Here is a 13378-nt window from a genome sequence, read left to right as displayed (position 1 = left end):
GAGCATTTTGTGTAATCTAATACTACTGCTGTAAATTAAACTTCTTGTTTCCTAACTCTTGTGGATTGAATTGCTCCACGTTCTGCCGTCAAGGAGTAACACAAGGACTCATACTGATTTAAAGCTTGCTCAAAAGCATAGTTTTCAACAGCATATTTGCGACTTTTATAACCTAGAGTTTTGACTTTTTCCGGATTTTGATACAAATCTAAAACTGCCATTGCTAAAGCTTGGGGATCTTCTGGAGAAACGATAACTCCGCCGCCACTTTGCCTGATAGCTTTTGCTGCCGTACCATTATCGGGGACAGAAGCAACCAAAGCTCGTCCACTGGCAAGTAGCACTTGAATTTTTGACGGCATATTGAAGGATACAACATTTTTCTTTTGCACCACTAAACCAACATCAGCAGCTGCTAACATTTGTGGCAAAGATTTGCGGGGTTGAAATGGTAGTAGCAAAACATTATTTGCGCCGCAGTCTAGACATTCCTGTTGCAATCGCTGTAACCCTTTTGCCTCTCCAACGATGACAAAAACAATATCTGGAATATGACGCAACACAGAAGCAGCTTTAACAACGCTTTCTAAGCCTTGGGTTAGCGCAATGTTGCCAGAATAAAGTACTACAAATTTGCCATTCAGGTTATGTGCAGCGCGGAAAGGGTTATTTTCTTTAGGCAAAGGGCGGATAAAATTGACATCAACCCAGTTGGGAATTTGCACAATTTTGTCAGCTTCTACGCCCTTAGCTCGCAAATTGTCCACAAACCCATCGGCGATGACGCTAATTTTACTGGCAGTGTGGTAAGCAAATTTTTCCAACACTGTAAATAACTTTATAAGCAATTTATTTTTTAGTAGACCGACATGGACGGCTGCTTCTGGTAATATATCTTGTAGATTTAAGATTACAGGACAAGCACGTAACCATCCTAAAAGAGCAACTGGTACACAGCTTGGCAAGGATGGCGATGTCGAGAGAATAACATCTGGACGCCAACCGACGAGGGCGGGCACAAAACTAGTGACAACGAAACTAGCATCTAGTAATACCCGATCTAATAGGTTGGGTTGGGGACGAATCCAAACGTAACTGCGTTGAATTTGAACGCCATTTTTATATTCGTTGAGATACCACCTGCCCCGATATTCCTGGTAAATTTGACGCTCAGGGTAGTTGGGCATAGCGGTGACTACGCGCACTTGATGCCCACGTTTCACTAGTCCCTCTGCTAATTCAGTCATCAGTGGGGCAATACCAATTGGTTCTGGATAGTAGTTGTAGGAGTAAATTAAAATTCGCATAAAAATTAGTCTGAAGTGCCCCGGTTTTTTATTTCATGACAAATATTTGTCTTAAACATGATTTGGAGTTTGAAAACTCCTATATTTATTAATTGTGACTTCAGACTCTTTTTCTGTCAGGTATTTTCCTTAAAGATTGAGTAAATTTTGATATTAAACACTTAGAGAGAGTGTGAATTTTGTGACTATTGAAGCAATCTTAAAATTGTTCATTTTTAATCAGTACGTAAGTATAAACCCTATATATTTCGATATTAATTAAGACTGTTTTATGCCAGTATTTATTGAATGAGCGATCGCCCTTGTATTTTCTCCTTTTTTGCTGGTTCAGGTTTCCTAGATTTAGGTTTTGAAACCAACGGTTTTAAGCTTGTTTACGTCAATGAAATCTTTCCCCCATTCATGGCTGCATACCGCTATTCACGCCAGGTTCTCAATCTACCGTTACCAGAATACGGGTATCATGATGGAGAAGTAGGAGATGTAACCCAACTTCTTGATGGGTTACAAACACAACACCTCCGGGAGCTAGTACAAGACTGCCGTAAATCTCATAATATTGTCGGCTTCATTGGCGGGCCTCCCTGCCCTGATTTTTCTATTGGCGGAAAAAATAAAGGACGTTTAGGAGATAATGGCAAGCTTTCCGCTTCTTACGTTGAATTAATTTGCCGCAATCTTCCAGATTTCTTTCTATTTGAGAACGTTAAGGGATTGTGGAAAACAAAAAAGCACCGTTTATTTTTTGAATCGCTCAAGCAACAATTGCTGGAAGCAGGCTATATATTAACAGAGCGATTAATTAATGCTATCGAATATGGTGTACCCCAAGATAGAGAAAGAATTATTCTCATTGGTTTCCGAAATAGTTTTATCAACGATATAGGAATAAAAATCGGTAGTGAAAATTTCCTACCTGAAGAGATTTTTCCTTGGGACAATCACATTTTATATCCTCAAACAAGGGTTTTTGCTTATCCTTGGTGTAAGTGCGAACCATTCCAGGAAAATTCCATCATCCCTTGCCCTGACGGCATACCTCAAGAATTAACAGTTGAACATTGGTTTAGAAAAAATAATGTTCTAAAGCATCCCAATGCTGAAAACTGTTTTCAACCAAGGGCAGGGATCACAAGATTTGCTGCTATTGATGAAGGAGATGATTCTAAAAAGTCTTTTAAGCGTCTGCATAGATGGCGTTACTCTCCAACAGCTTGCTATGGAAATAATGAAGTACATTTGCATCCCTATAAAATCCGACGAATATCTGTGGCAGAAGCTTTAGCCATACAATCTTTGCCTGCAACTTTTGTGCTTCCAGAGAATATGTCGCTCACGAATATGTTTAAAACTATTGGTAATGGCGTACCATATTTGGCATCAAAGGCGTTAGCTAAAACTATTTTTGACTTCTTAGGAACTGGTGCAAAAAATGCTGTTGATATTTTTAAGCTTACTACTGTCTAATGTCAACTTAAACACTTACAATAATTCCGCGACATCTACAAAGCTGACATCTAATAAAAGTCAGCAGCTTCTTTTCAGAATAAACTTGTAATAGATATGGTTTAATATATATATATAAGAAATGTTTTAATTTTTTATAAAGTTTAATAATCAATCACTGGCAGAAGACACGATGGCAGCAGACTATCCAAACATTGATATTGCGCCATTTATCGATCACTCCCTCTTAATGCCAACGGCTACTCCAGAGCAGGTTGAGCAGTGGTGTGAAGAAGCATACAGATTCAATTTTGCGGCGGTTTGCCTATTTCCCGCCTATGTCAAACAAGCAGTCGAATTCCTGCACGGCAAGAACCCGAAAGTCTGTACGGTAATTGGCTTTCCTTCTGGTGCGACGACTTCAGCAGTGAAACTGTATGAGGCTCAAGAAGCGGCGGATAATGGAGCTACTGAGTTGGATGTGGTAATGAATTTGGGTTGGTTGAAAGCTGGTAAAACTGAAGAAGTCCACCGGGAAATTGCCGAAATTTGTGAAGAGACTGGGCAAACTGTCAAAGTAATTTTGGAAACCAACCTGTTGACAGATGCGGAAAAAAAAATAGCTGCTGAAATAGCTATGGAAGCGGGAGCAGCTTTCTTAAAAACTAGTACAGGCTGGAATGGTGGTGCAACAGTGGCAGATGTACGTCTTTTGCAGGAATTTGCTAAAGAAAAAGTAGGAATTAAAGCCTCAGGTGGTATCCGCACTATCAATCAAGCTCTAGACTTAATCGTAGCAGGTGCTACTAGATTAGGCACATCTCGCGGTATCGATTTGATCCGCCAGCGCGATAACCTGGGAAAGGGTGAATAGTCATTTGTCCTTTGTCCTTTGTCCTTTGTCATTTGTCATTTGTCCTAAGCTAATGACCCTTAAGCAATGACTAATGGACTAATAACTACTAATGACTAGTGACTAATGACTAATGAGTAGAACCTACAAAGCAACGGGAATTAATCTTAAAACCCAAGTGCTGGGAGAATCGGATAAAATAGTGACGATTTTGACACCAGAATTCGGTCTGATTCGAGCAGTGGCTCCAGGGGCACGCAAGCACAACTCCAGCCTGGGAGGGAGGAGTGGTATGTTTGTTGTGAATGAGCTATTGATTGCAAAAGGGCGATCGCTTGATAAAATTACCCAAGCACAAACGTTAAAAACTTATCCTGGTTTAGCTAAAGATTTGGGAAAATTAGCTGCCAGTCAGTATTTAGCAGAAATAGTCTTGTGTCAAGCTTTGAGCGAACAACCCCAAGAAGAACTTTATGAGTTGTTCAATGAACATCTCCATCGGTTGGAGGCGTTATCTAGTGCAAATCCATCTGGGGTTTTGGCTCATCTGGCTCATGGGGTGTTTCACCTTTTAGCGTTAGCAGGAGTAACGCCACAAGTACAAGTCTGCTGCCTATCTGGACACCTCCTCAAACCAAATTTTACAGACCCAAACTGGCAGGTAGGATTTAGTATCCCTGCGGGTGGAACGGTTTCTTTAGAAGCTTGGGAACGTTTGCGAAGAGAGGGTGAAAGGGAAAGGGAGATACAAAGAAATTCATCTTTTTCTCCATCACCTAATCATCCCATTATCCCATTAACTCCAAAACCTGGCTCCCAAACAGTTGTTGTGCATCGGCAAGAAATCCCTGTGATTTCTAGTCGTCCAGGTGCTATGGAACTGGCTTTGCTTCAACATCTGTCACAACCAGAGATAATGCAAATTGATGGTGCTAGAGATCATGACTGGTTATCTGTTGAACAGATTTTGCGCCAGTATGCTCAGTATCAATTAGGTCGCCCTATTCGCTCTGCTACCTTGATCGACTCTTATTTTGCTGCCAACCATGATGCAACCGTCTGATTTGGATAAAAAAATCCTACCTTTGTCACCAAGCCTCGCGAAAAAACAAAATAGGGTATCAGATCCTACAGTTAGGAATCACTTGAGTGCTGTTTCAAAGTGTACATCTAGTCAAATAAATGGACAAGGAATGTCCCCAAAAGACGTTTCTAAAAACAATCAAAATTGCACAGACCAGATCCCAAAAACTGATATTCTAAGTCAATCAGAAAAACAATCTGATGCACAAGAAAATAGCAACGGGCAAATGCCCGTTGCTACTATCCCAGAAAAAGAACCACCAACATTAAATGGCTTTGGTTCTGGTGGAGAAGCTGTTTCAGGAAATATCAAACAGCAGGGGTTTTTACCTGTATTAAAAAACCCTAATTTTTTAGCTCTTTGGGGCGGTCAAGTTTTCTCCCAACTAGCAGATAAAGTTTATTTGGTACTGATGATTGCTTTGATTAATACTCAGTTTCAGGCTAGTAATCAAAGTATTAGTGGTTGGGTATCAGCCTTGATGATGGCTTTTACGATTCCAGCAGTATTGTTTGGTTCCGTTGCTGGTGTGTTTGTCGATCGCTGGTCGAAAAAGGCTGTGCTGGTGGCAACTAATATTTGGCGCGGCATCCTGGTTTTGTCAATTCCCTTTCTGATGTGGTTGACTCATGATTGGAAACCCATAGGAGTTTTGCCAGTTGGTTTTTTGATCATTCTGGGTGTAACTTTTTTAGTTTCTACGCTGACGCAGTTTTTTGCACCGGCAGAACAGGCGGCAATTCCCTTAATAGTAGAAGAACAGGATTTACTCTCGGCAAATTCGCTTTATACGACAACGATGATGGCATCGGTGATTGTTGGGTTTGCTGTCGGGGAACCATTATTAGCGATCGCCGATGGACTTTGGCTACAAATTGGTGGTAGTGGTAGTTTAGGCAAAGAATTTTTAGTAGGTGGTAGTTATGCGATCGCAGGAATAATTTTATTCCTCCTAGCAACTAAGGAAAAACACTACCACCCCGATACAGAATTCCCTCACGTATTCTCTGATTTGCGAGATGGTTTTGCCTACCTCAAAGCAAATCATCGTGTCCGTAATGCTTTGCTTCAACTGATTATCTTGTTTTCTGTCTTTGCTGCATTAACTGTTTTAGCCGTTCGCATGGCAGAAATAATTCCTAACATGAAAGCATCCCAGTTCGGCTTTTTACTAGCAGCCGGTGGTGTTGGGATCGCGGCTGGAGCAACAATTCTCGGTCAATTTGGGCAACGCTTCTCTTATACCCAACTAAGCCTATGCGGTTGTATGGGCATGGCAGCATCCCTCATTGGTCTATCAATCTTTACAACCCAACTGTGGCTAGTACTGTTACTGATAACGCTATTAGGTATCTTTGGAGCACTAGTGGGAATTCCCATGCAAACAGCGATCCAAACAGAAACACCTCCAGAAATGCGTGGTAAAGTTTTTGGTTTACAAAACAATGTAATTAATATTGCTCTCTCCTTACCCTTGGCATTAGCAGGTGTAGCAGAAACCTTTGTAGGATTACAGGCAGTTTTTTTGGGATTAGCTGCGATCGTCTTTTTAGGAGGTATATTAACCTGGTATAACTCACACAAATAGTTATCAGCTAACAGGAGCTATTATTAATTACTTTTAAGTAATTAATATTTACTTAAAGCTTTTGTGTTCGTGGTAAACTGTGACCAGTGAAAATTTATCACATACTTGCGGGATATCAATCTGACATTAGTCAGAATAAGTTGTTTAAATATCAGAAATTAACAACTTATAAGTAGAATAAATAAAGCCATAAATCCATCGGTTTAATCAGCTTAAAATGGGCTTTTTAAACTATATTCTGTTGAGAATCTGTAATAACTAAAAAACCAGCAAGTATAGCTAGATAAAATAAAAATCACGAAGGACACATAGGTAATAGATCAAACCCGCTTTTCTTACAGCTAAATAAAGAATGCGTATAGCCTGGATTGGAAAAAAATCACCCTTTTGCGGCAATGTCACCTACAGTCGAGAAATTACAAATGCCTTGTTAGATAGGGGACATCAAGTTAGCTTTCTTCACTTCGCCCAAGAAGACTCTGAACCTGAAAATTGGCCAAATCTTCGAGAGGTTTCCCTCCCTTTTATTTATAAGTCCCAGGTTTACACAATCCCTACTTTTAAAGCAACCAAACTTTTAACGGAGTCGCTGCGAGAAATCAAGCCAGATATAGTCCATGCTTCCTTGACGCTATCTCCTCTAGACTTTTTTCTACCAGAAATCTGTGAGGAACTGAGGTTGCCCTTAATTGCCACTTTTCACACACCGTTTGCTGGTAAGGGGGCAAAGCTGATATCGGGAACACAGCTTTTGGCTTATCAGCTCTACGCACCTTTTTTAGTTAACTACGATCGCGTAATTGTATTTTCCCAAATTCAGCGAGAATTATTAGCAGGGATGGGCGTGAGGGAAGAGAATATTGCTGTAATTCCCAACGGTGTTGATACTGTCAAGTATTCTCCAGGATTTTCTCAAGTCAAAACAGAATTTAAAGCCGAACGTTTATTTGTCTATCAGGGTCGCATAGCACCAGAGAAAAATGTCGAAGCCCTCCTCCGGGCTTGGAAGCAGTCGGCAATGGAGCCTGGTACTAAGTTGCTAATTGTTGGCGATGGACCTTTAAAGTCTTCCTTAGAGCAGTTTTATGGTTCAGAATACGGCATTATCTGGTTGGGATTTGTTGCTGATGAAGACCGACGGATCGAAATTTTGCGGGGCGCAGATGTATTTATTTTGCCTTCATTGGTAGAAGGTTTGTCCCTATCTCTGTTAGAAGGAATGTCATGTGGATTGGCTTGTTTAGCAACAGATGTGGGTGCAGATGGAGAAGTATTGGAAAAGGGCGCAGGTATAGTTATAAATACTAAAACAGCGCGATCGCAATTAAGAACCCTCTTGCCAGTGTTGCAAGACCATCCTGAGTTAACAACCTTACTAGGGCAAAAAGCTAGACAGCGTGTATTAGACCGCTATACCCTTAGTAAAAATATTACTCTGCTGGAAGAACTTTATAAAGAAGTTTTAGCACAGCGACCTCTACCGCTAAGTCGTAGAGCTTAGGGAAAGAGAATAAGTGCGATCGCACTGTAAATTATCAGATAATAATGAGTGCGATCGGGACTTATGGTGCTGTGTATCTTTTTTTCTGGGCAATTATTAGCAAAAATTAATAAATTATAGGACTTACGCAAAGTACCTCTCAAACTCTCATTAGTCCGTGTTCTCTGTGCCTGGAGCGGTTTGATTCTTTCGTCACCTGTGCGTAAGTCCTGAATTAGTTAACATTAAATAATAGTGAATTAAAGCTAAAAAATCAACAAATGACTGCAATCATCGACATAAAAACATTATATGAATCCAATTACCTGCAATGGTTAGAGGAGACTATTAAATGTCTCAAAAATCGACAATTAGCAGACGTTGACTATGAAAACTTAATAGAAGAATTGGAAGATTTGGCTAAGAAGGAAAAAAGGCGAGTAAGAAGTTTATTGGAACAGATTATTAGACATTTATTACTTTCTCAATATTGGGATTTAGAAAAGCCAAGAAATGCTAATTATTGGGCTGCGGAAATTATTAGTTTTCGTAACCAACTAAATGAAGATTTAAGTGCCAATTTACGCAATCATTTAGAAGAGAATTTCAACATAATTTATAGCAATGCCTTAGATTATGTTAAGGCTAAAACAAATTTAACCAATTTACCTGAATTATGTCCTTATACCTTAGAGCAAATTTTAGATAAAAATTGGTTCCCTTAATCTTAAATTTTGATTTTTTACACAAAATATATTCATATTTTAACTCAGCAACACGATAAAATTAAGTCGCCGAATTATCTATTAAAGACCATCCCAAAGTAGTTGGCTGTTCATAAACCCGCTTTAGAGTATTTACATCTCTAGAAGAAATAGACGGCGGATTGCGAACTTGGGAAAAATATAGCGCATCAGTTTGTAGTGGACTATGACCCCAAATTCCCAGCGCATGACCGAATTCGTGGCGGGCTGCTGCAATGAGATACTCACCTGTTTGACTGGGGCTTAACAAGATGGTGAAGTGGTGGGATAAAACTTTGTTGCTGGTATATAACTCGTAAGTAGTTTGTGCCGATCGCGCACGGGTTATATTACTACCAGGGAAAATTTGTAGAGGTGGCGCTTTTCGTACAATCGTAATATCAGCAATTTCCGGCTGTTCGACTATTGTTATAGGTAAATAATTACTCCACTCCTGTACACCTTGTAATACAGCGTCAACCCATGCTTGAGCTAGTTTTTCGTTAATGGCTGTTGGTAGTTCAACGTAAACTCGAATAGGAAATTGCGACCAAACTAAGTAACCCACTTGGGTTGTTGTGACTTGGGAAAAGTAGTCACCACTGTTTGTACTATCTTGCCACTGTGCAAGTGTGGACGGTAGGGGATGGGGTTTTAAAGGAAATGATGGAGGGAGAGAGATTATTAATTCTGAATATACAGATTTTGGTATTCTTGTAAACCCATCACTCGACTGAAGATTAGTAAAAATGATTAATAGCCCTGTGCCAATAAAAAAGGCAAGAGCTGTAATTAACCGTTGTGAAATTAAATTTATTAAGGTGTTAAGTATGGGATGTTGGGTTCTTCTCCCCATTTACCTATCCTTATTTAGGTAGCCAACCAGCACTTAAAACTACTGTTAAACCGAGGAAAATTACTGTCAATGCCCAAGTAATTCGGTTTAAGGTGTTTTCTGCACTCTTGGTGCTGCTAAATAGCTGGGCTTGTCCGCCAATAGCGCCAACGCCATCACCTTTAGGGCTATGCAGTAAAACTAAGATAATTAAACCAGTGGCGGAAAACGCCCAAATGCCTTGCACTATATTGCTAACTGTCATGGTAGGAATCTCATTTATAAAAAGTTTCAAAAAAGAGGAGTTAGAAGTAGAGACGCGATTAATCGCGTTTGTACAGGAGACGCGATTAATTGCGTTTGTACAGGAGTTAGGAGTTAGGAGTTGGGAAAGTTTTAATTCATTACTCTTTACTATTAACTCCTAACTCCTCACTATTAACTGTTTTACAGTCCGACTTGTACGGGGGTGCGAGTGCGTTGCAACTCATATTCTGCTGTTTTCAGCAGCGATCGCCCGGTCATTTCTGGTGGCTGAGGCAGCTGTAAAATCTCTAGAATCGTGGGGGCGATGTCGGATAGCTTGCCATCGGTTCGCAGTTCGACATTTGTGCCATATCCAGGGATTTTAACTCTCTCTCCTTCTACCAAAATTAAGGGGACTGGGTTAGTAGTATGAGCCGTCCAGGGATTACCCCCTTCATCTAGCATATACTCAGCGTTGCCGTGGTCAGCAGTAATAATTGTTGTACCACCGGCTTTGATAACGCTTTCTAACAAGCGTCCCAAACAACGATCAACTGTTTCGATTGCTGTAATGGTAGCGTCGATTTGACCAGTATGCCCTACCATGTCTGGGTTGGCATAGTTAATCACCACTAGGGAATACGTACCCTTTTGAATTGCAGCGATCGCTACATCTGTAACTGCTGCTGCTGACATCGCTGGGGCGTGATCGTAAGTAGCTACCATTGGGCTGCTTACTAATTCCCGATCTTCTCCAGCAAAAGGTTCCTCTAGACCCCCATTAAAGAAATAGGTAACGTGAGCATATTTTTCTGTTTCGGCGGTGCGGAACTGATTCAGACCATGATTAGCTATTACTTCTCCCAGAATATTACTGAGATTTTGCGGCTCAAAGGCTACAGCCACAGGTAAGTCTGAATCATACTGTGTAAACGTGACAAAAGACAGGGGTGTGATTTGCTGTCTTTCAAAACCGTTAAATGTGGGACTGACCAAAGCTTGAGTCAGTTGTCTGGAGCGATCGGGGCGGAAGTTGAAAAATATCACCCCATCCCCTGGTTCGATTGCGCCGGGAGCAATTCGGATTGGGTTGACAAATTCATCTTTTATTCCTTGGTCGTAAGATGCTTGCAACACTTCCACAGCCTTGAGACCATTCCCAACACTATCTTGTATCATCATGTCGTAGGCGCGTTTGACCCGATCCCAACGGCGATCGCGATCCATTGCGTAGTAGCGACCGCTAAGGGTGACTATACGCCCAATTCCTATGCGGTCTATATAATCTTGCAGCAGTGCGATCGCTTTTACACCGTCAGTTGGGGCGGTGTCACGACCATCGGTGATGGCGTGGATACAAACTTCTGGAATTCGCTGGTTTTTGGCTAAGTCAAGTAGTCCGAATAGATGGGTGATATGCGAATGTACCCCTCCCTCAGAACAAAGCCCGACTAGATGCAGCTTGCTATTCCGAGAGCGAACTTCCTGGCAGATTTTGACGAGTGCTGGGTTTAAGGCAATAGAACCGTCTTCGACCGCATCAGAGATGCGTACCAGTTCTTGGGGTACAACTCGCCCAGCACCAATGTTCAAATGACCTACTTCCGAGTTGCCCATTTGACCTTCTGGCAACCCTACGGCTTTTCCTGATGTGCGGATGAGGGTATGCGGGTAAGCTGCCCATAAACTTTCCATAATGGGAGTTTTAGCAGCAACAATAGCGTTTCCTCGCTTCTGGTCGCAGTAGCCCCATCCGTCTAAAATGACTAGCACCACAGGAGCAACAGGTGCTTTGGTCATAGTAAAATTGCCCTTTACTTTTTGTAATATCCGAATGATACCACTGCTAATCCACGCCGCAAGTGAATTTTTGCTTATTAATTTATTTTATGAAAGACTTACAGTTTTTTGAATGATTTTTTAAACTCTAGCGATTTTTATATAATCTCGGTGATCGCTAATAACAAGTAATTACTTAGTAATAGCATTTTAGCACTACTACTAAGTCCGTATTCAATCTTTTATTTCTTTTTACTAGAAGCTTTTGCAGCTTTTTTAGCTGCTTTTTCAGCAGCGATCGCAGCTAACTTTGCTTGTTCTTTTTCTTCGGCAATTTTTTGGAGATAGTAATGATAGTCTCCTAAATAAACCCGGAATTCACCATCACGAATCTCAACGATTTTGTTAGCTACTTGAGAAATAAAGTATCGGTCATGGGAAACTACAATTGCCGTACCATCATAGTTTTTAAGCGCTTCTTCCAGCATTTCTTTCGCTGGAATATCTAGGTGGTTTGTCGGCTCATCTAAAATCAGTAAGTTTGCAGGGCGTAAGAGCATTTTTGCCAACGCCAGACGAGCTTTTTCACCTCCACTTAATGCTCCAACTGCCTTAAATACAGTATCACCTGTAAATAAGAAGCGTCCCAAAAGCGTGCGAACTTCTTGATTATCCCAGTCTGGAACTTCATCATGGATAGTTTCCATGACAGTTTTCTTCAAATCTAAAGCTTCAGCTTGGTTTTGCTCAAAGTAACCAGGAATAACGTTATGATCCCCTAATTGAACAATACCTTCTGTGGGTGGTTCCATACCCATAATTACGCGCAGAAGGGTAGATTTTCCAGCACCGTTGGGGCCTAGGAAAGCAATGCGATCGCCTCTTTCAATTAGCAGATTTGCTGCCAAAAATAAGATTTTATCACCATAAAGATGAGTTAAGTCTTTAATTTCTACTACCTCGCGTCCACTGCGGGGTGCAGGGGGAAAACGGAAGTGGAGAGTTCTTACCCCAGCAATAGGTGCTTCAATGCGCTCAATTTTTTCGAGTTGCTTTTCCCGGCTTTTTGCTTGGGTACTGCGGGTAGCACTGGCGCGGAATCTATCAACAAAGGTTTGTTGTTTCTCTAATTCTTTCTGCTGGCGTTCGTAAGCACTCAGTTGTGCTGATTGACTTTCGGCTTTTTGTTCCAAATATGCCGAGTAGTTACCAAGGTAAGTACTGGAAACGCCACGTTCAGTTTCCACAATTTGGGTGCAGAGGCGGTCAAGGAACTCCCGGTCATGGGAGACGATTACCATCGGCGTAACCAGCCCTCTGAGGTAATTTTCCAACCACTCAATGGTTTCTAAATCTAGGTGGTTAGTCGGTTCATCCAGCAGCAACAAGTCAGGTTTTTGCAGCAGAATTTTACCTAAACTCATCCGCATTTGCCAACCACCACTAAAGGCACTGACGAGGCGATCGCCATCTTCTAGCCCAAACCCCATCTCTGGTAAAATTTTCCCGATGCGTGCATCTAAGTTGTAGCCGTCCAAGGCTTCAAATTTGCGCTGCAAGCGATCCAACTTGTCGATTAGTCGATCCAGTTCATCTGGGTTAGCCGTTTCCATCTCTTGTGGGATGTGCGCCAGAGATAACTGGACTTCGTTGGCTTCTTTGAAGACAGTCCAAAATTCTTCTCTAACGGTGCGGGTGGGGTCTACTTCAAACTCTTGGTTGAGGTAGGCTATATGTAAGCTATTAGGACGGATAATTTCGCCTGCGGTGGGTTCAATTTCCCCAGAGATGATTTTAAGTTGGGTAGATTTTCCAGCACCGTTGACACCGACTAAGCCAATGCGATCGCCTGGTTTAACTTCCCAGTTGATATCTTTGAGAACTTCGCCTGTGGGATAAATTTTACTTATATGTTCTAGTCGCAGCATTAAGTTTCTCTCAGGTAGGGAGTGGGTGGTTGAGGACGAAGTACTAATACCGCCTCTAATATTAACAAAAATTAACTATAAATTCGTCG

Annotated in this window: 11 protein-coding genes; 6 read left to right on the top strand and 5 right to left on the bottom strand. The window is 41.3% G+C overall.

Annotation, left to right across the window (positions count from 1 at the left end; translation table 11 throughout):
* Window positions 1-35 precede the first annotated feature (35 nt).
* On the bottom strand, window positions 36-1307 hold the full coding sequence (locus CDC33_RS29605) for a glycosyltransferase family 4 protein (RefSeq protein ID WP_109011953.1): 1272 nt from the start codon (window positions 1305-1307) through the stop codon (window positions 36-38).
* Between the two features lie 288 nt (window positions 1308-1595).
* Here CDC33_RS29605 and CDC33_RS29600 point away from each other — a divergent pair, with 288 nt between their 5' ends.
* The 6 genes from CDC33_RS29600 (at window position 1596) to CDC33_RS29575 (ending at window position 8483) form a co-directional block, all read left to right on the top strand.
* Entirely contained in the window at window positions 1596-2774 is a 1179-nt protein-coding gene (locus tag CDC33_RS29600) for a DNA cytosine methyltransferase (RefSeq protein ID WP_109011952.1), read from the top strand.
* 172 nt (window positions 2775-2946) lie between these two features.
* A complete protein-coding gene (deoC, locus tag CDC33_RS29595; RefSeq protein ID WP_109011951.1) occupies window positions 2947-3627 on the top strand; it encodes a deoxyribose-phosphate aldolase in 681 nt (226 codons plus the stop codon).
* A gap of 112 nt (window positions 3628-3739) precedes the next feature.
* Window positions 3740-4669: a DNA repair protein RecO gene (gene recO, locus CDC33_RS29590; protein ID WP_109011950.1), complete on the top strand. Its 930-nt coding sequence runs from the start codon at window positions 3740-3742 to the stop codon at window positions 4667-4669.
* Window positions 4656-6278 carry an MFS transporter gene (locus tag CDC33_RS29585; RefSeq protein WP_109011949.1) on the top strand — a complete coding sequence of 541 codons (1623 nt, stop codon included), beginning with the start codon at window positions 4656-4658 and terminating at the stop codon, window positions 6276-6278. The genes recO and CDC33_RS29585 overlap by 14 nt, the downstream gene beginning before the upstream one ends.
* 352 nt (window positions 6279-6630) lie before the next feature.
* Window positions 6631-7779: a glycosyltransferase family 4 protein gene (locus CDC33_RS29580; RefSeq protein ID WP_109011948.1), complete on the top strand. Its 1149-nt coding sequence runs from the start codon at window positions 6631-6633 to the stop codon at window positions 7777-7779.
* Between the two features lie 260 nt (window positions 7780-8039).
* Window positions 8040-8483, top strand: a complete 444-nt coding sequence (locus tag CDC33_RS29575; protein WP_109011947.1) for a DUF29 domain-containing protein — start codon at window positions 8040-8042, stop codon at window positions 8481-8483.
* Window positions 8484-8544: 61 nt separating this feature from the next.
* On the opposite strand, the gene CDC33_RS29570 is transcribed toward CDC33_RS29575, so the two are convergent.
* The 4 genes from CDC33_RS29570 to CDC33_RS29555 all read right to left on the bottom strand — a co-directional run bounded on the left by CDC33_RS29570 (window position 8545) and on the right by CDC33_RS29555 (window position 13289).
* Window positions 8545-9357 carry a peptidase gene (locus CDC33_RS29570; protein WP_109011946.1) on the bottom strand — a complete coding sequence of 271 codons (813 nt, stop codon included), beginning with the start codon at window positions 9355-9357 and terminating at the stop codon, window positions 8545-8547.
* A 10-nt stretch (window positions 9358-9367) separates the two neighbouring features.
* Window positions 9368-9601: a preprotein translocase subunit SecG gene (gene secG, locus CDC33_RS29565; RefSeq protein ID WP_109011945.1), complete on the bottom strand. Its 234-nt coding sequence runs from the start codon at window positions 9599-9601 to the stop codon at window positions 9368-9370.
* 182 nt (window positions 9602-9783) lie between these two features.
* Window positions 9784-11382 carry a 2,3-bisphosphoglycerate-independent phosphoglycerate mutase gene (gene gpmI / locus CDC33_RS29560; protein ID WP_109011944.1) on the bottom strand — a complete coding sequence of 533 codons (1599 nt, stop codon included), beginning with the start codon at window positions 11380-11382 and terminating at the stop codon, window positions 9784-9786.
* A gap of 221 nt (window positions 11383-11603) precedes the next feature.
* Window positions 11604-13289, bottom strand: coding sequence for an ABC-F family ATP-binding cassette domain-containing protein (locus tag CDC33_RS29555; RefSeq protein WP_109011943.1), 1686 nt, complete (start codon window positions 13287-13289; stop codon window positions 11604-11606).
* Between the last annotated feature and the right edge of the window lie 89 nt (window positions 13290-13378).

The organism is Nostoc commune NIES-4072 (genome assembly GCF_003113895.1).
In the GTDB taxonomy this organism is placed as follows: domain Bacteria; phylum Cyanobacteriota; class Cyanobacteriia; order Cyanobacteriales; family Nostocaceae; genus Nostoc; species Nostoc commune.
This window is presented reverse-complemented; position numbering and strand designations above follow the sequence as displayed.